15 protein-coding genes are annotated in these 18,027 nt (G+C 50.8%); all 15 read left to right on the top strand.

Annotated features, from left to right (window positions below):
• Positions 1–9 precede the first annotated feature (9 nt).
• Positions 10–894: a formylglycine-generating enzyme family protein gene (locus ENTMO_RS0113235; RefSeq protein WP_010431617.1), complete on the top strand. Its 885-nt coding sequence runs from the start codon at positions 10–12 to the stop codon at positions 892–894.
• A gap of 133 nt (positions 895–1,027) precedes the next feature.
• Positions 1,028–1,291 (top strand): hypothetical protein, encoded by a 264-nt coding sequence (locus tag ENTMO_RS26270; protein WP_162829264.1) that lies wholly within the window; start codon positions 1,028–1,030, stop codon positions 1,289–1,291.
• Complete coding sequence (locus tag ENTMO_RS26265; protein WP_010431611.1) at positions 1,251–3,251, top strand: hypothetical protein; 2,001 nt, start codon at positions 1,251–1,253, stop codon at positions 3,249–3,251. The genes ENTMO_RS26270 and ENTMO_RS26265 overlap by 41 nt, the downstream gene beginning before the upstream one ends.
• Before the next feature lie 11 nt (positions 3,252–3,262).
• The gene (locus tag ENTMO_RS0113220; protein WP_010431608.1) at positions 3,263–4,141 is read left to right on the top strand and encodes a formylglycine-generating enzyme family protein; all 879 of its coding nucleotides are present in this window, start codon (positions 3,263–3,265) and stop codon (positions 4,139–4,141) included.
• A 125-nt stretch (positions 4,142–4,266) separates the two neighbouring features.
• Positions 4,267–5,532: a hypothetical protein gene (locus tag ENTMO_RS0113215; protein ID WP_010431605.1), complete on the top strand. Its 1,266-nt coding sequence runs from the start codon at positions 4,267–4,269 to the stop codon at positions 5,530–5,532.
• Positions 5,533–5,642: 110 nt separating this feature from the next.
• Positions 5,643–5,909 (top strand): PAAR domain-containing protein, encoded by a 267-nt coding sequence (locus ENTMO_RS25285; protein WP_010431602.1) that lies wholly within the window; start codon positions 5,643–5,645, stop codon positions 5,907–5,909.
• 3 nt (positions 5,910–5,912) lie between these two features.
• On the top strand, positions 5,913–7,067 hold the full coding sequence (locus ENTMO_RS0113210) for a hypothetical protein (protein WP_010431599.1): 1,155 nt from the start codon (positions 5,913–5,915) through the stop codon (positions 7,065–7,067).
• Positions 7,054–10,473, top strand: coding sequence for an ImcF-related family protein (locus ENTMO_RS0113205; protein WP_010431595.1), 3,420 nt, complete (start codon positions 7,054–7,056; stop codon positions 10,471–10,473). The genes ENTMO_RS0113210 and ENTMO_RS0113205 overlap by 14 nt, the downstream gene beginning before the upstream one ends.
• Positions 10,473–12,068 (top strand): type VI secretion system protein TssA, encoded by a 1,596-nt coding sequence (gene tssA, locus ENTMO_RS0113200; protein WP_010431592.1) that lies wholly within the window; start codon positions 10,473–10,475, stop codon positions 12,066–12,068. The genes ENTMO_RS0113205 and tssA overlap by 1 nt, the downstream gene beginning before the upstream one ends.
• Positions 12,069–12,118: 50 nt before the next feature.
• Positions 12,119–12,862 (top strand): hypothetical protein, encoded by a 744-nt coding sequence (locus ENTMO_RS0113195; RefSeq protein ID WP_010431590.1) that lies wholly within the window; start codon positions 12,119–12,121, stop codon positions 12,860–12,862.
• A gap of 15 nt (positions 12,863–12,877) precedes the next feature.
• On the top strand, positions 12,878–14,641 hold the full coding sequence (tssF, locus tag ENTMO_RS0113190; protein WP_010431589.1) for a type VI secretion system baseplate subunit TssF: 1,764 nt from the start codon (positions 12,878–12,880) through the stop codon (positions 14,639–14,641).
• Complete coding sequence (tssG, locus tag ENTMO_RS0113185; RefSeq protein WP_010431587.1) at positions 14,596–15,699, top strand: type VI secretion system baseplate subunit TssG; 1,104 nt, start codon at positions 14,596–14,598, stop codon at positions 15,697–15,699. Before tssF ends, tssG begins: the two co-directional genes overlap by 46 nt.
• Positions 15,680–16,216 (top strand): type VI secretion system lipoprotein TssJ, encoded by a 537-nt coding sequence (tssJ, locus tag ENTMO_RS0113180; RefSeq protein ID WP_010431586.1) that lies wholly within the window; start codon positions 15,680–15,682, stop codon positions 16,214–16,216. Before tssG ends, tssJ begins: the two co-directional genes overlap by 20 nt.
• Complete coding sequence (tssE, locus tag ENTMO_RS0113175; protein WP_010431583.1) at positions 16,209–16,661, top strand: type VI secretion system baseplate subunit TssE; 453 nt, start codon at positions 16,209–16,211, stop codon at positions 16,659–16,661. Before tssJ ends, tssE begins: the two co-directional genes overlap by 8 nt.
• 23 nt (positions 16,662–16,684) lie before the next feature.
• Positions 16,685–17,998, top strand: coding sequence for a VasL domain-containing protein (locus ENTMO_RS0113170; RefSeq protein ID WP_010431580.1), 1,314 nt, complete (start codon positions 16,685–16,687; stop codon positions 17,996–17,998).
• Positions 17,999–18,027: the final 29 nt, after the last annotated feature.

The following is an 18,027-nucleotide window of genomic DNA, read 5'->3' as shown; positions in this document are numbered from 1 at the left end:
CGAATGTAAATGAAAAATAGCTGCGTGAATGTGGCATACATTATTTTTGTTTTAACTATGACTGGTTGTGATGATGCATCGCTAAAACAAAGTTCAGACACTGCCAATAAATTTGTGGAAAAATCTGTGTCAAATATGATCCCGGTTAAAGGCGGCGATTTTTTAATGGGAGACTTTGGTCCATTAGTTGGAGAGAAATTACCTTTTAGTATTCAGCAAGATGATAAAGTATTGCATAAAGTTGTATTAAGTGATTTTTTAATCTCAAAATACAAAGTGACTAATGATGATTATAATGAATACTTGAGCTTGACTGGCATTAAAAAGTCGCCATTGTTTATTCTGGCTAAAAAACATCCTTCATTACAAGGGGGGGGTTATTCAGCGTATGTCACTTGGGAAAAAGCCAAAGATTATTGTCAATGGCTTGGGGAACGCTCAGGTAAGAAAATAGATTTGCCAACGGAAGCTCAATGGGAATATGCCGCTCGATCAGAAGGAAAATACATGCCCTTTGCAACCGACAATGGAAAGATTGAGCGTGGGAGAAATTATCCAACATATGATGAGTTAGATAAATATACTGATGGGCTGGGGCTTCCAATTTATCCAATTGGCAAATACTCGCCAAACCCACTGGGTCTGTATGATATGGGATTAAGTGGAAAAGAGTGGACAAATGACTGGTATGCATCAGATTATTATTCTCATTCGCAATTGAAAGACCCGCAAGGGCCAACTAAAGGAATAAAAAAAGTGCAGCGGGGAGCTGTTGGTGGAGATGATCAGTATGCGTTAACGATTTTCAGACAATCTTCCCCATCTAATACGAAACCAGAAGATGAAGATTATGACTATGACATTGGTGTTTTTCGCTGCGTGATCAATAAATGATTATCCATATTTTCAGGTTTATTAGATTTAGATCTAATGATGCTTATATGAATCGAATATCGAAGCTGTGTAAAGGGCTAATTCAAACAGTTAGAAAATGACTAAAGGTACACGGCAAAGTAGCCTGGATAACGTGAGTAAAAACACTGTCGTCAACGGAGAGCATGGCCCTCAGATATATTTTCACCCAGGCAGTGCAACGTTACTTTGCGTTGATGCAAAAGATAACCGCTTACTCATACAGGAACAGCTGAAAATGACAGCGTTGCTGGAAAACCAGAAGAAAGCGCAGATTGCTCTGGATGAACTCAATTATGAGATGCTGACTCAGGCAGGTAAAAAACCACAACGTGCTTATGACAGTAAGCTACAGAGAAATACCAACAACTCAAAGTGACGATAACGAAAAATTAAAGGAACAAACCTATAAAACGCTGACTGCAAAGATTCCCGAGGGGGAACTGCTTGATGAGAACTACAAGGGCTCCGCGATAGGCCTTATGGAGTTGATTCCTCTCCAGAAGACTACCGGGTTTAAGAGTACTTATGTCCGCTCCGACAAAATTCGCAGCCACTGGCGGAAGTACAAGCTCAGCGAGGTAGATAAGGAAAGCGGTGAGGCCAGCTTCATTGAATATAAAGATAAAGAAATTACTGGTGTCGATGCTAATGGGAATGAAACGAAAAAAACAGTTCGTTCGGGAAAGATTGATGACGAAGAGTTAATAAAACAATTAAAAGAAGCGTCAGTCAGCCTTAAGTTTGAAGATGAACTATTAGAAGACAGTAATGTTGTACTTACTGACTGGGCAAAAAAAATGAATAAAGGGCTTACCTGGCCCAAAGAAAATGATAAGCCCGACGATGAGTCAACTTATCATCAGTACGTCGACATCAGCGCACAGGCACAGCTGATGCGCTATAGCCAGGGGGCCGGGCTGTCTGCTGAATTTAACCCTTTAGAAAAGAAAGCCTCCGCGAAGATGGAAGGCCACTCAAGTTTTGCACTGGGTGAGGCGAAAGCATCGACTGAACTATTTATTCCCGATCGACTTGGTATTGCATTGTTGTTTCCTGCCAAAGCATCTGCGGGGTTAGTGGGTGATGTCTGTAACATGGGTGCTATCCGCTACACGATAAATGCGGTGTTATCCGGTAATGTCGGGGCAAGCCTGGGGATTGAGCTGGGTGTGGAAGCTGATTTTAATGGAGAAATGGCAAAGGGCTATGGGATTAAGGGAAGCCCTGCGAAACTTGCACCTCCGCCACCTCCAGGTCAGAGGAAGATTAATTTAACCATTCCACTGCCGGATGTCCAGGCTGGTGGAGAAATTGGCGCTTTTGCTGGCGTTCAGGCGGGTGGCAACGTTAGTGGTGCTATTGAATGGTTTGATCCGCATCCTGAAAAAGACAGTAATGTTAAGCATGAAGAGAATGAGCCAATTGTTACCAAAGAGAAGAAGTTCACTGCGATTGCCACTTTATCCCTGGGTGTAACTGCTCAGGCTGGTGCCGGAGGAACTGCTGTTTTCTACGTAATGTATTTTAACAGTCGCTTCAGAATATATTGTAAGGCGGCTCTATGCTGGGGTATTGGTGCAAAAGGATCTTTAGGATTTGAAGTTGATGGCAATTCGTTTGCTGCCTTTATGAAAGGTTTTATGTATATGCTTAGGAACGTGGATTATCAGAAACTTGAGGACATGATGTCGTTAGGTACTTTTCAGTCACTATGTGCGATACCAATAATATTAGCTGCGGAGAAGATTCAAATTGGAACTGAGATGTTTAATCGCATTAAGGACGACATTGATGGAGTTTTAGGGCAGTTCAACCAAGCTCTAGATAGTGAAGATAAGCGGGTAGCACTAATGAAAAGCATTATTGCTAACCCAGATCAGTTGAAATACGCACCACCAGAAACAAAAGGAGCCATAATTTTCCAGTTAATGGATGTTAACGCATTGGATGTAATAGATCAAAGAAATCAAAAGAAGAGTGCCAGTAAATGGGGTGTGATGCAGCTAAGAAAAACCGCAGTGATGCTCTGCTTCAAGTGGGTGCAGAGTAAAGCGGATTATAATAATGTGATGCAGCATATGACGGCGAACCCTGCAGCAGGAAAAGGAAATATCAAGTCTAATGAGCAAGCGTTGTTAAAATTTTTAGGAATGACGGAGTTTGGATTTATGGGGCGTTACTCGACACAGTACGAACAAAGTCTCCATACTCTCTATGAAAGGCTTCCTAGCACAGTTGATCCAGATGAACCCTTTAAACCAATTCCTCACGACGAAATGAAACAATATATTGCATTGATTAATGAACACCACAATGTTAATACTCAAATGGCATAAGGCAGGTCGTAATGAAAAATAGAAATGTAGAAAGAATATTATTACTCCTTGTTTTTACAATTGTTGCTTGTGACGGTTCATCAAAAAAGACAGAGTTAGCCAATAAGCTTGTTGATAAATCAATTGCAAACATGGTGAGTGTTAAAGCTGGTGATTTTCTGATGGGAGACTTTGGAACGCTGGTTGGGGATAAATTACCTTTTAGTATTCAACAGGATGATAAAGTATTGCATAAGGTCGCTCTTAGCAGTTTTATGATCTCGAAATATAAAGTCACAAATGCAGACTATAATACTTATCTTGATGTGACTGGTAAAACCCCACCTCCTGTTAACATTCTTGCCAAGGGTTCTCCGTCGCTTCTGAGTGACAGCTATTCTGTTAGGGTCACTTGGCAGCAAGCAAAGGATTATTGCCTATGGTTAGGGGAGCAGTCAGGAAAAAAAATCGATTTGCCGACAGAAGCTCAATGGGAGTATGCCGCGCGATCAGAAGGTAAGTACTTACCCTTTGCAACTGATAATGGAGAAATAGATCGAGGGAGAAATTATCCTACAGATGATGATCTTAGTAAATACACTGGTGGGTTAGGCCTTCCGATTTACCCAATTGGTAAGTACCCACCAAATCCCTTGGGCCTTTATGATATGGGCTTAAGTGGAAAGGAATGGACTAATGACTGGTATGCTTCAGATTACTACTCGCATTCTCCGATTAAAGACCCTAAGGGGCCAAATAAAGGAATGAAAAAAGTGCTGCGTGGAGCTGTTGGAGGGAGTGATCAATATGCGTTAACCATTTTCAGACAGTCTTTATCACCTAATACGAAACCAGAAGATGAAGATTATGTCTATGATGTTGGTGTTTTCCGCTGTGTGATCAATAAATAATCACTTTTCCAGTGCACAGACCTAATTTCAAAACGGACTCCGTTTTCAATTATGATAAAGATGGAATTCTGTCTACTTATGTTTTTCGGTGTGTCGTTAACGACTAGATTAAAATGTACTTACGTATGCAATTAACTTTCCCTAAAGTTCTTGTTGTTTTTTGTTCATTGCTTTTTTCATTAAATTCTCTTGCGAGTAACCAGTATTTTCTTGTTAGAGATATTAAGAACCTCAATCTGTACTTATGGAATGGTCCAGATGTTAAAGATCGAATGCTAATTGGATACAATTTATCCGGCGGCATGGATTTCAATGCGACTACCGGGGTTATCTGTGGTGGGGTAGGTGGAGCAAGTCCTTATCTATGGGCCGCTGACGTTAAGTTCGGGGTTAAGAGAATACAGTTTCGACCGAGAGATGTGTACTCCAACGTTGCACCCATGAATAATGTTATCATTTCTTCAAGTGATGGCCATTGTATATTTACTGACGGGAATGGTGTTTATTCTTACAGCATTGACGCTCCTGTATCCAGAATCATGTTTTCCGGGGCAGCAAGCAATGCCTCAGATAAAGCTCACCGAGTTTTCTTTGACGATAAACATAATGTAACTATTGCTCTTTTTGATAAGCACTTTTCTCTTTTATCAAAGAGCTCGAAGGGTAATAAGCTGACAGTGGTCCATTTTCCAAAAAACATAAATTATTCACTTAAATCACTTGGCGATTTTGCCTCTCTTTCTGAAAACGGAGACACTTTATACACAACTGCATCTGTTGAAGATAATGATGGGTATGGGTTCTCTGCGATATTGTCAATTAATCTGCAGAGTGGAGATGTTAATAATGTATTATTGCCTTATTTGGATGGGGTTAAGTATAAAGTAAAACAATTTTATATTGTTGATGGTGGGCAAGAAATTGCAATGCTTCTTGAGGGAAAAGCAAAGCCTGCATGGTATGTTTATACAGCAAATGCTGCATCAGAAAATAATACTGACAGCAGTCGTGATAACTACAAATTACTTTTTAATAAATACGACGCAGGGTTAGAAGGTGTACAATATCCTGCCGGTGATGACTACTTTTATTCAGTGACAATAGATAAGGGGGATTTAATAAAGATAGATCTTTCTGGTGATTTTCATATCACCTCCTTCGAGGTTAAAGGTGAAATGAATCGTGCGGTTACTGTGTCGCACGGTGACGCGTCTTATCCGTTTGTAGAACCGAAACTATCCAACCCAAAGAAAGGTAGTGCTGTGAAAGTGTTGAGTGATTTTATGGTTTGTAAGGATGTGAATAACTCTCCTGACGAAAAGAACTGCGGCTCGGTTAGAACTGGCATTGATGCTGTTGTGCAGGAAATAAGAACTATTGAATCTCAGTAATTTGTGAAGATATCGCCAGAGAAAGACCCTAATCTGGTTTTCTGGACGGTTGCTGAGAATGTACAGCCAGTCAATTAAATATTTATTTATATAGCAAAAGGAAGATTGTCATGTCCAAAGGTTTCGTGTTGATCGGTGATAAAACTACACATGGTGGTCAGGTTGTATCTGCATCATCCACCATGATAGTTAATGGTAAAAAAGTTGCTCTGATCGGAGATAAAGTTAGCTGTCCGATTATTGGTCATGGAATCAACTCTATTATTGAAGGTTCCCCTGAATGGTCCTCAGACGGTAAAGCGATTGCTTTGGATGGTTGCCGCTGTGAATGTGGTTGTCAGCTGATATCCAGCGCACCGGATTGTGTAATAGGATAATTAATGAGCTGGGAGCGTCAGAAATCAACGGTATCCGGAAAGCCTGAAGAACCTTCCTATGTTCTGTGGCTTATGTTGGGGGTTATCGCGCTTGTAGGGTGTGTGATGCTGTTCGTCCTGCATGCTAACAAGCTCGCAGGTTTTTTACAGGAATTCAATCTTTGGATCATAACTGCCAGTCCCATAGTTATCTGGTTTTTCTTTCTTTGTCTGCGGGGGTGGCTCTTTAATAGTGCGTTTGATAAGCATGAGTTCGAGGCTAATGAGGCTGAATACGCCCAGCAGCAATGGACTGAATGGGCCGGGCGCAACATTGCTGTGCTTCATAGCGATGTCATTTTTCCGGATGCTCTGACGCCATCTCGTTTTTTGCAGGCACCTGCCGGACAAATGCAACGAACAACATTGACGCGGCGTTTACATTACCAAACTGCCGAAAGTTGCTTTTCACAACTACTTGAATGTGTCAGTGATGCCTTGGTTAAGGTTCCATCGGATTTACCTCTCAGCGTCACTTTGCTGACCGACTCGCCGGGAGATCTCCTGACACTTCAGGGCGAATTTGCAAAGATCTGGCAGAACTCAGTTCCTTTGCTTCCTATTCCTGTTTTGAATATACAGACCGCAAAGATCTTTATCTGGCTTGATGAGCGGCTTAAATCACCGACTTTGGATGTGGATCTTATTCTGGTGCATCAGACTCAGGGGAAAGGGCATTATAGCGACATTCTGGCCTCTTTGTTGCTGACATCAGATGATGTTGCCGCTAAATATCATTTTGCACATGACGCCAGCCTGCTACGGCCAATGTTGTTAGATATGGGTAATATCGATAAATCACTGGATACGTTTTTCTCAACGCAGACTCAGGCTTGTGTTACAGAAAATGTCGTCGGCGATCAGGTTGCTTGGGGCGATTTATTTCCTGACTTGCTTGAAGCGGCAACTAAATACGCAGGACACTGGAACCCCGAACAGCTCCATTGGCTGGAAAAATATGCCGGGCTCAGCGGCCCCTTTTCTCCATGGATAATGGCAGCAGTCGCCAGCGATATTGTGAACATACAAAAAGCAGACTGTCTGATGCTTTCTACAGATGGTGAGCAGAAATTTATTAATACAGTGCAAACAGGGAACCGAAACGATGACCACGGGTGATTCAGCATGGCGCGGAGGCTGGGGAAGACTGGGCTTCTCTGCGCTTTTATCAGGCGGAATTGCCTGGGGTATCTGGCACTTTGACGATCAAATGGGGCTGCATACTCCGTTACTTAAAGGGCTGGTCATTGCCGGTGCCCTCTTTTTATTGATGCTGTTGCGCCATGGCAAAACAATTACACTTGCCATCAAACAGGGCTGGCATCGCTTTCAGTCAAAACGCAAAAATGTTCTGCCCGTTGATGAGGGACGTGTTGAGCAGACTGCCCCCCGTAACGTCACCGTCGACACCATCCGTGACGCCATGCGTAACCTCTACGGTCGTAGCTGGGGCCGTAAAACACGCATTCTGCTGGTCACTGGCACTGTCGCTGAGGTTGAGCAACTGACCCCTGGCCTGACAGGCCAGCTCTGGCAGGAAGACCGCGGCACACTGTTGCTGTGGGGCGGTGATCTCAATACGCCAGCAGACAGTGCCTGGCTTACAGCACTGCGCAAACTGCGCCGCCGTCCGGTAGATGGGCTGGTGTGGGTTACTTCAGCGTTTGACCAGCTCTCAGCACCAGGGCTGGAACAGCCGTTGCCGGTACCGTCTGGAAGCACCATGGATTCCCTGTCTCACGCCATCAGCGCACGTATGGAAACGCTTGGCTGGAAGCTTCCGCTGTATGTCTGGTCCCTGCATCCGCGCGCCGGTAAGCCGGAAGGACGTATTACGCAGGCGACCGGCTGCCTGCTGCCTGCCGGTTGCCGTACCGAAGGGCTGGCAGAGCAACTCACCGCCCTGACGCCGGATTTGACTTCACAGGGTCTTCAGCAGACCTGCGGTGAAGTGAAACATAACTTCCTGCTGACGCTGGCCGACCAGCTCATTCGTGAGCCGGAAAGCGTGACCGCACCGCTGTCGGTGATGCTCAATCCGTACCGCCCGCTTCCACTGGCCGGCGTGGTGTTCAGTCAGCCTTCAGCCGGTGCCGAACGTGCTGTGCCGCACCACTGGGGCATGGATAAACGCTGGGGTGTCCTGCCTGAGTCTGTCAGGACACTCCCTGCCGGACTGCGTCCGTGCAAGCCCGGCATTCCCTGGCGCAAAGTGTTTGCGTCGGTTGTCGCCCTGTCGATGGTGGGCTGGGCTGCGTGGATGGGGCTTGCGTATGTTACCAACCGCAGTCAGATTGACGGTGCGAATACCCAGGCCGCACTTGCCGCCCGACAGAATCAGCCCCTGGAGCAGCGCCTGCACGCGCTGTCTGAACTGCAAAAAACGCTGGCCCGTCTGCAGTACCGCTCTGAGCACGGTGTGCCGTGGTTTGAGCAGGCCGGGCTGAGCCAGAATGATGCCCTGCTGGCCGCACTCTGGCCGCGTTACCAGGACATCGCATTGCCCCTGTTGCGTGATGCCGCCGCTGACCATCTGCAGACACAACTGAATGCCTTTAATGCGCTGCCCCCTGGCAGCCCGCTGCGAGAGCAGATGGCCAGAACCACTTATGACCAGCTCAAACTCTGGCTGATGCTGGCCCGCCCGGAGCATATGGATGCATCCTGGTTCAGTTCTGCGTTGATGAATGACTGGCCGATGCGTGATGGTGTGAAGGACGGTGTCTGGCAGAGGATAGCTCCATCGCTGCTGTCGTTTTATGGCGCGCAACTGGTTACGCACCCGGAGTGGAAGCTGCGTGCCGATGAGAGCATGGTCAGCCAGGCGCGCGCACTGCTGGTTCGCCTGATGGGGGTACGTAACAGCGAATCGACCCTCTACCAGAAGATGCTCTCTCAGGTGGCGCATCTGTATGTCGATATGCGCCTCGAAGACATGACCGGCGATACCGATGCATCGCGTCTGTTCAGCACCACCGAAATTGTGCCGGGTGTGTTTACCCGTCAGGCCTGGGAGCAGGCCGTACAGCCCGCCATTGAGAGAGTGGTGAAAGCGCGCCGGGATGAGCTCGACTGGGTACTCACTGACAGCAAGCGTCAGGTGAATGAACAGGATGAAACCTCGCCTGAAGCGCTGAAAAATCGCCTGACGGAGCGCTACTTCGCCGATTTTGGCGGAGCCTGGCTTGAGTTCCTCAACAGCCTGCACTGGAACCAGGCCGTCACGCTGTCAGACTCCATTGACCAGTTGACCCTGATGGCCGACGTACGGCAGTCACCACTGGTGGCGCTGATGAACACCCTGAATGTGCAGGGACGTACCGGGCAGACCGGCGAAGCCATTTCTGACTCCCTGGTGAAATCAGCGAAAAATCTGCTGGGCGGTGACAGCCAGGATGGCATTGACCAGAGTGCAGGTGTCCACGGCCCGATGGATGCGACCTTTGGCCCGGTGCTGGCGCTCATGGGCAAGAACCGCACCGGGGCGCAGGAACAAAGCCTGCAGTCATTCCTTACCCGTGTGACACAGGTACGCCTGCGTCTGCAGCAGGTGACCAATGCTGCTGACCCGCAGGCGATGACCCAGACTATTGCCCAGACGGTTTTCCAGGGCAAAGCTGTTGACCTGACGGAGACCCGTGACTACGGCAGTCTGATTGCCGCCGGTCTGGGGCAGGAGTGGAGCGGTTTTGGGCGCACGGTGTTTGTGAACCCGATGGAGCAGGCCTGGCAACAGGTACTGACACCGGCGGCCGACAGCCTTAATGTCCAGTGGCAACAGGCGGTCGTGGCTGAATGGAACAGTGCCTTCGGCGGACGCTATCCGTTTAACAACGCCAGCAGTGATGTCTCCCTGCCGCTGCTCGCCAAATATCTCAATGCCGATTCCGGGCGTATCGCCCAGTTTCTGCAGACTCGTCTTAAAGGCGTGCTGCATAAGGAGGGTAACCACTGGGTGCCGGACAGCATCAACTCGCAGGGGCTGGCGTTTAATCCGGACTTCCTCAATGCCATCAACACCCTGAGCCATATCTCAGATGTGGCCTTCACTGAAGGCAGTGCCGGGATGAACTTCGAACTGCGTCCGGGCACCGCTGATGGTGTGATGCAGACGGACATGGTTATCGACAGCCAGAAGCTACTTTATGTGAACCAACTGCCGGCATGGAGGCGCTTCACCTGGCCTGCGGATACCGAAGCACCCGGTGCAAACCTGAGCTGGATAAGCACGCAGGCAGGAACCCGTCAGTACGCCGATATCCCTGGCGCCTGGGGCTGGATACGCCTGCTCGATAAAGCTGTGGTAAGTGCTTATCCGGGCGTTGACAGCAGTTACAGTCTGAGCTGGAAAGCACAGGACGGACGCACGCTCAATTACACCCTGCGTACCGAGGCGGGCGAGGGGCCACTGGCGCTGCTGAAATTGCGTAATTTCCGTCTGCCGGAAACCATCTTCATCACCTCCGGTGCAACATCATCAGACCAGGTTGCCAGTGCAGGCAATGATACAGAGGACGTATATTGATGAGCACGCTCAATGCCTTACTCAGCGCCTGCCAGACTGAGCAGGAGCCACTGCTTGCGGCAACCCGTGAGCGCGTGGCGCAGTGGGACAACTGGCTGCAGCCGCTGTCCGTTTCATCGCCCGCTGGCGAAGACCCGGCCTATGACGATGATTTCCAGCAGATACGCGAGGAAATTAATAAGCTCTCAGGTGCAAACACAGAGCTTATTTGCCGGCATGCAGAAAAAATTTTAACCACCACAGCCAAAGATATTCGCGTGGCGACCTGGTACTGCTGGGCGAAGCTGCACCGCGAAGGCGATCAGGGGCTGGCTGAAGGGCTTGAACTGCTGGGCGGTTTACTGGAGCGCTTTGGTACACAACTGCACCCGCAGCGTGACCGCAGTCGCAAGGTGGCACTCGAATGGTTGGCGGGCTCGCGTATGACGGACTCGCTCTCCCTGTACCCGGAAGTGGTCAGGATCGATGCGATGCGCACCACCGGGGCGCTGCTGCTGATAGCGGAGCTTACCGAAAATGAACCGGATGAAACCCGCCCGGAACTTAACGCTCTGTACGGTGCGCTGGAAAACCGTTTGCAGAAAGCGGGGGGCGTGGATGCGGTTGTGCCTCAGAACGCCAGTACCAGCGAAATGCCTTCGACGGTCAGTCACAGCGATGCCCCGGCCATCGGGCGTATCACCTCTGGGCAGGATTTGCTGGCACAGGCCCGTACACTCACCGAATACCTGCGGGAAAAACCGGACGGCTGGCTGTCCGCACACCATCTGATGAAAAGCCTGCGTCACGATACCCTGCGGGCCATTCCGGCTCCGGATGCGCAGGGCCGCACCCGCATCGAACCACCAAGAGCGGACCAGCGTGCGCTGCTCAAACGGCTGTACCTACAGCAGAATTGGACAGAAATGCTGGAAACTGCAGACAGTACGTTTTCTCGCGGTGCCAATCACCTGTGGCTGGATTTGCAGTGGTATATCCACCAGGCCCTGACTAAATCCGGCAAGAATACGCTGGCCGACATTATTGCCGCTGACCTGAAAGGGCTGCTGACCCGTTTGTCCGGGCTGGAAATACTGACCTTCAGTGACGGCACGCCATTTGCTGACGAAGTGACGCAAAACTGGATCCGGCAGAGTGTGCTGGAAACCACGGGCGGGTGGGGCGGTGACACACCATCGGCATCGGGAACTGCCGGTAACGATGACATTCTGGCGCTGGAACAAGAAGCCGTGACGCTGGCCGACAGTGAAGGCCCGGATGCCGCGCTGGGCTGGTTACAGACCCGGCCGGGTATGACCACCGACCGTCAGAAGTGGCTCTTGCGTCTGCTGATGGGACGCATTGCCGAGCAGTACGGTAAAAACGACCTGGCGGTGCACCTGTTTGCCGAACTGGGTGAGCGTGCCAGAGAAGTGACCCTCCGCAACTGGGAACCTGAACTGTTGTTCGAAGTACAGGCCCGTCATCTGAAACTCCTGCGCCTGAAAGCCGGTCGCAGTGAGGCTGACAAAGTACGGCTAACCCCATTGATGGACAAATTGCTGGCCGGGTTGATCGCTATAGACCCCGCCCGGGCCGCTGTTCTTTGCGGCTGATAATGAGTCATATCTTCAGGATTGAAATCAGAATCAAGGGAAATTAAAAAATGAAACGTCTTAGAATACTTACTTGTTTAGGTGTGATGTTCTTGCTTTCAGGTTGTACAGCACTCCTGTGGGGAGGGAATAAGGTCGCCGAGCCAAAAACAGAGAGGCATATTCAGATTCAGGATAATGTAACCGGTGTTTTTCAGTATAAAAACCTTGCTGTTTCTGCTGTTCAGGGAAGCAAAAAAACGCCTGTTAAAGTTCCTTCTGAAGGTATTGCCTTTGTCGGTCAAAAAAATATATACATTCTGACCCAGGGGGCTGATGAACTTCTGTCCCTTAATAAACTTGCAACCCAAATTCCTCTGATATCAGGTCGGGAAGAGAATACCCTTAAGTTTCGGATAAACAAACCGTCAGGCAGCGACAGTGTGCTTCAGTTCAGTGATGCACTACCTGTCGACGTCAATAAATCCTCCAGTATGCTTTCAACAGAAGAGTTAAATACTGTTCAGCATGCAGGTTTCCGGATCAACGGTGTCCGGTATGTCCGGGACGTACATATCACGGGAGTGATTATTCCCAGAGCGAGCCTTAATTATACTTTTGATAAAATTGAATCTTTGGGTAGAACGTACAGCCTTCAGTTTTATTCGCTGGAGTCTGGAACCGATTTTCACCCCGTAAATCTGGCGACCAATATTGTCGTTACCCCGTTAGCACTCACTGCTGATATTGTTTTTTTCCCGATATCATTAAGTCTGCTTCAACTCATTAATGGCCCTTCACCATTCGGACATTAATCAAACAGGTGTTTTATGGAAGATTTAACCCTGCGCTATTTTGATGCGGAAATGCGCTACCTTCGTGAAGCGGCCAAAGAATTTGCCCAGACCCACCCGGACCGCGCCGCGATGCTGGATCTGGATAAGGCCGGCACACCTGACCCGTATGTCGAACGCCTGTTTGAAGGTTTTGCTTTTTCGATGGGGCGACTGCGTGAGAAGATTGACGACGACCTGCCGGAACTGACCGAAGGGCTGGTCAGCATGCTCTGGCCACACTACCTGCGGACCATTCCGTCACTCTCGGTGGTGGCGTTCACGCCAGCGCTTCAGGCCGTGAAGATGGCGGAAGTGATGCCTGCGGGTCTGGAAGTGTATTCCCGCCCGGTGGGACCGAAAAACACGGTCTGTCGTTATCGTACTACCTGCGATGTGATGCTCAACCCGCTGAACATCTCAGGGGTGACTATGACCACTGAGCCGGACGGGCGCTCGTTACTGCGGATGCGTTTTGCCTGCAGCACCCAGGCGGACTGGTCCCATGCTGACCTCAGTCATCTGAGTCTCTATCTCGGTGCTGATGCACCTGTCAGCAGTCAGCTGCACCTGATGCTGACGAAGCGCCAGGCTGCCCTGTATATGCGACTACCCGGGCAGACTGACCGTATCCGGCTTGACGGGTACTTCTCGCCGGGGGGATTTGCGGAGGAAGACGGGCTGTGGCCGAAGGGCGATACCGCTTTCAGTGGTTACCAGCTGCTGCTGGAGTACTTCACCTTCCGCGACAAGTTTATGTTTGTTCACCTCAACGGGCTGGACGGTATTACGCCGCCTGTCGGAGCTGAGTACTTCGACATCGAAGTCGTGTTCAACACACCATGGCCATCAGACCTGCCGGTCACTGATGACGCGGTTCGTCTGCACTGCGTGCCGGTCATTAACTTGTTTACGCTGGAGGCTGACCCGCTCACCATTACCGGACTGGAAAGTGAATACCTGCTGCGGCCTAAGCGACTGCAGGACGGGCATACCGAGATTTATTCAGTGGATTCGGTGACCGGCTCAAACCGGACGAATGACGCAGAGTACGTGCCGTTCAGCAGTTTCCGCCATAAGGGCGGGATGATGCGCCGCAATGCGCCACCGTGTTACTACCACACCCGTGTGAAGCGTGGCGTGACCGGGCTGCATGACACCTGGCTGATTCTGGGTGGCTACCAGTGGGAAGATGACCGCCTGTTTGAGCGTGAAGCCGTCTCGCTGCAAATCACCGGCACCAACGGTCAGCTACCCCGCCGTGCGCTACAGAGCACGCTGCTTGACCGCTGTGAGCAGGTGGTCAGTACACCGCTCCTGGTGCGCAACCTGTGTAAGCCCACGCTGCCGGTCTACCCGCCAGCCGAAGACCGTTTTCACTGGCGGGTGCTGAGCCACCTGGGCTCCGGGTTCCTGAACATAATGAGTACCGCCGAAGTGCTGCGCGGGACCCTGGCGCTCTATAACTGGCAGGAGGATGAACTGAACACCCGACGTCTGGAGGCGATTCAGAATGTGGCGCATCACCGTCTTCAGCGTTTTGAGCAGGGCTTCCTGCTGCGCGGGCTGGATATCGAAGTGACACTCGACAGTAACGGATTTACGGGGGAGGGCGATATTCATCTGTTCGGCGAAATGCTCAACCGTTTCTTCGCGCTCTATGCCGACATGAACCAGTTCAACCAGCTTACCCTCATCGTTCAGCCAGAAGGAAAATGCATCCGGTGGAAAGAGAATCACAGTCCGCGCCTGCCAGGCTGATGGAGCGTCTGGGCGACCGACTGCCATATATCAACTTTTACCGCTTCTGCCAGTTGTTGGAACAGAGCCAGCCGGATAAACCGGTTACGGGAAGCACCTGGCAGGTACGTCATGAACCGGTACGTTTTCGGCCACACCCTGGAATGGGCTTCCCGGCTTCAGAAATCAAATCATTCGAAGCTGCGGAGCACCCGCATCTTCCGCCGACAGTACGTACCACCTTTATGGGGCTCTATGGCGTGGAGTCTCCGCTGCCGACGCACTATATCGATGACATCACCCAGCGCCGGGAAGGGTACGAAGCCACCGCGGATTTTCTCGATATCTTCAACCATCGGCTTATTACCCAGTACTACCGCATCTGGCGTAAATACTCGTACCCGGCGAGCTTCGAAGAGGGCGGCAAGGACAATATATCGCAGTATCTGCTGGGACTGGTGGGGCTCGGGATTGACGGCTGCACGGACAGTATCTCGGCCCCTGCTTCGCGTTTTCTGGCGCTGCTGCCGGTGATGTTGCTGCCTGGGCGCACTTCTGAAGGCATGGACTCTCTGGTGCGTCTGCTGGCACCCAACACACAGGCGAAAATCTGGCACCACGATAAACGCCGGGTTCCGCTGAAGAAGCCGCTGACGATGAGCGTCAGCCAGCCTGTCACCCTGACAAACCGTCCGGTGATGGGCAGCTACGCCACTGACGTGAACAGCCAGGTGCTGATGCGCCTCACCACCACCGACCCGGCAGAAGTGCAGGGCTGGTTGCCGGGCGGGGAGCTTCACACGGATTTAATGGCGCTGCTGCATGTCTGGCTCGGCTCGCGCCTCGATGTTCGTCTGCAGCTGTGTGTCGATCGCAGCCTGCTGCCGGACGCGACGATGAGCACGAAACCCAAAACAGGTGCTGTGCAGCTGGGGCGCACTGCCGTAATGCGGCCGCTGAATAGTGCGAATACCTTCACGCACCCCAAAATCATAACCATCAATCTTGGCCGCTATGAGCGGGTACAGGAAAATATTCACCGTAGGGAGACCGATGAAGATGGCGAGTACCGCTGGTAAATTTCCTCTGGCTGCGCTGGTCGCAGGTATCACACTGATACTGGTGGGCTGCGGGCTGACGCAAAAAGTGACAGACGGCACCGTGGCCGTCACCAAATCAATCTTTTATAAACAGGTGAAAACCCTGCACCTCGACATTCGCGCCCGCGAGGCGGTGAACCACAACGCCGGTGGGGTGGCATTGTCCACTGTGGTGCGTATTTACCAGTTGAAGGACCGCAAGACCTTTGACAGTACAGACTATCCGTCACTGTTTAAGGCTGACAGTCAGGCCATTAAATCAGATCTGGTGGCTGAGAAAGATATCCGCCTGCAGCCGGGGGGAACGGTGATGGTCGATATGCCAATGGAGAAAGATGCGCAGTATGTGGCGGTGGCTGGGATGTTTATTTCGCCGGACCAGGCAAACAACACCTGGCGCGTGGTGCTCAGTCGTGATGACCTTGATCCAGATAAGGCACGCGTCATCGAAGCGGGCAATAACTGGTTGACCCTGCTGGCGGTGAATGATGAATGAGTTATCCCATCCTTCACTGTATGAAATACTCTATGGCAACTTTACGGGCGACCACGATCTGCATCAGGTTAGTGAGAAGAATCAGGTCATCCTTTCGGTACTTGATAACATGCAGCGTGTCCTAAACTGTCGCGCCGGTACGCTGGCACATCTGCCTGATTACGGGCTGCCCGATATGACGAAAATCCTGCAGGGCATGCCGGGCACGGCCCATGAGCTTATGGGCACATTGTCTGCTGTCCTGCTCAAGTATGAGCCACGCCTGAAAAAGATAGACGTTGTACTGCTGGAGCAGAACGTCCCCGGCGAGCTGCGCTATGCCATTGACGCCGAACTCAAAGGCATCGGCCTGGTACGGTACGGCACCGAGTTTATCCCCGAAGGGCGCGTGCTCATTCGCCACCTCAAACAGCAGCAGTATCTGGATGCCCGCTCCGCAATCTAGTTTTTATTTTGGCTGAAACCAACATGACAATATACCCTGAACGTCACCTTAAAACCGGCGGTGACTCGCGCACGCTTGCCGATTATGTTTCCCTGCGCGATGAAATGAGCAAGCTGACGCATCCGGCACGTCCGGATGTAAACTGGCCGCACGCGGAAACGCTCTGCCTATCGCTGTTTGAGCACAACGGGGTGGAACTGCAAACCACTGCTTGGTATACGCTTGCGCGCACGCATTTGTCCGGTTTGTACGGCATGAATGAAGGACTGGCGATTCTGGATGCGCTTCTCTCACGTCAGTGGGGGAACATGTGGCCTCAGCCGGTGCATGCCCGGATGGAAATTCTCAGTTCCCTCAGTAAGCGGTTACAGCAGGTGATACGTACCCTGACGCTGAGCTATGCCGACCTTAACCAACTGTACCAGGCAGAGGCTTATTTGAATGCGCTGGGTGACGTGTTACAGCGTTTGGAATTAAAGCATACCAGCCAGCTTGATGACCTGCGCATACTGATCCATAACGCAGCGGTCCGGCTGGAAAACAGTGAAAACGCTGGCGTGAGTCTCTCGGGTGAGGCCGTGTCCCTTGTGCAGGCAGATCGAGTGAAGCGGGTGTACGTTATTGAACCTGACCCTCAGCCGCATGTGCAAATGAAGACGGAATCTCCAGCGCCCGTAAAACCCTGGAAGCCGTTTATTGCCGGAATGCTGAGCATGCTGGTACTGTCCGGCACGACGGTCCTGGGATGGCAGATAATACATAAGCCTGACCCAGCGCAGATGCAGTTTGCGGCAACGCTTGCCCCGTTACCCTCAGTGCTTTCGGATGAACAAATCCGGTTTTTCCGTAAATCCTCTCCTTCGCCTGATACGGGCATCAGGCAGACACAGCAGCAGCTCACGCGGCTTGTGCAGTTAAAACCGGACTGGGCCATTAGTTATGGTGATGAACTGCTGAAGCAGGCGCTGACGCTGTGGCCAGAACAGGCGAAACCGCTGGTGCAGCAGTGGCAGCAACAGATCACGCTCGCGGCTCTTGCTGAGGACAATCTTAATGGTTGGCATCAGGGAATGACGCAGCTAGAGCAGCTGGCGAAGCGGCTGAATGCCCTTGATGAACAGAAGGGGAAGTACATGACGGTCAGCGAGCTGAAATCGGCCGTGTTTGCCATGTCGCAGTCGTTCAACAGCGCTGTGCCGGTCGAGGAGCAGCTGCGTCAGCTATCCGTGTTACCGCAAAATCAGTCCTGGCCTGCAGCGCTGCATAGCCAGACGGAACAGCATCTTCAACAGCTGATTACACGCTATGCAATGCTGAAACAAAAAACGGAGGAATGAGCCGATTATCGGTAAAGAAAGTGAGGGGG

The organism is Enterobacter mori LMG 25706 (genome assembly GCF_000211415.1).
Classification (GTDB): domain Bacteria; phylum Pseudomonadota; class Gammaproteobacteria; order Enterobacterales; family Enterobacteriaceae; genus Enterobacter; species Enterobacter mori.
This window is presented reverse-complemented; position numbering and strand designations above follow the sequence as displayed.

Coding starts and splice junctions, on each gene's coding strand:
- ENTMO_RS26265 (WP_010431611.1), top strand. CDS start 1,251: ATGACAGTAAGCTACAGAGAAATACCAACAACTCAAAGTGACGATAAC.
- tssA (WP_010431592.1), top strand. CDS start 10,473: ATGAGCACGCTCAATGCCTTACTCAGCGCCTGCCAGACTGAGCAGGAG.
- tssF (WP_010431589.1), top strand. CDS start 12,878: ATGGAAGATTTAACCCTGCGCTATTTTGATGCGGAAATGCGCTACCTT.
- ENTMO_RS0113235 (WP_010431617.1), top strand. CDS start 10: ATGAAAAATAGCTGCGTGAATGTGGCATACATTATTTTTGTTTTAACT.
- ENTMO_RS0113170 (WP_010431580.1), top strand. CDS start 16,685: ATGACAATATACCCTGAACGTCACCTTAAAACCGGCGGTGACTCGCGC.
- ENTMO_RS0113205 (WP_010431595.1), top strand. CDS start 7,054: ATGACCACGGGTGATTCAGCATGGCGCGGAGGCTGGGGAAGACTGGGC.
- ENTMO_RS0113215 (WP_010431605.1), top strand. CDS start 4,267: ATGCAATTAACTTTCCCTAAAGTTCTTGTTGTTTTTTGTTCATTGCTT.
- tssG (WP_010431587.1), top strand. CDS start 14,596: ATGCATCCGGTGGAAAGAGAATCACAGTCCGCGCCTGCCAGGCTGATG.
- ENTMO_RS0113210 (WP_010431599.1), top strand. CDS start 5,913: ATGAGCTGGGAGCGTCAGAAATCAACGGTATCCGGAAAGCCTGAAGAA.
- ENTMO_RS0113195 (WP_010431590.1), top strand. CDS start 12,119: ATGAAACGTCTTAGAATACTTACTTGTTTAGGTGTGATGTTCTTGCTT.
- ENTMO_RS25285 (WP_010431602.1), top strand. CDS start 5,643: ATGTCCAAAGGTTTCGTGTTGATCGGTGATAAAACTACACATGGTGGT.
- tssJ (WP_010431586.1), top strand. CDS start 15,680: ATGGCGAGTACCGCTGGTAAATTTCCTCTGGCTGCGCTGGTCGCAGGT.
- tssE (WP_010431583.1), top strand. CDS start 16,209: ATGAATGAGTTATCCCATCCTTCACTGTATGAAATACTCTATGGCAAC.
- ENTMO_RS0113220 (WP_010431608.1), top strand. CDS start 3,263: ATGAAAAATAGAAATGTAGAAAGAATATTATTACTCCTTGTTTTTACA.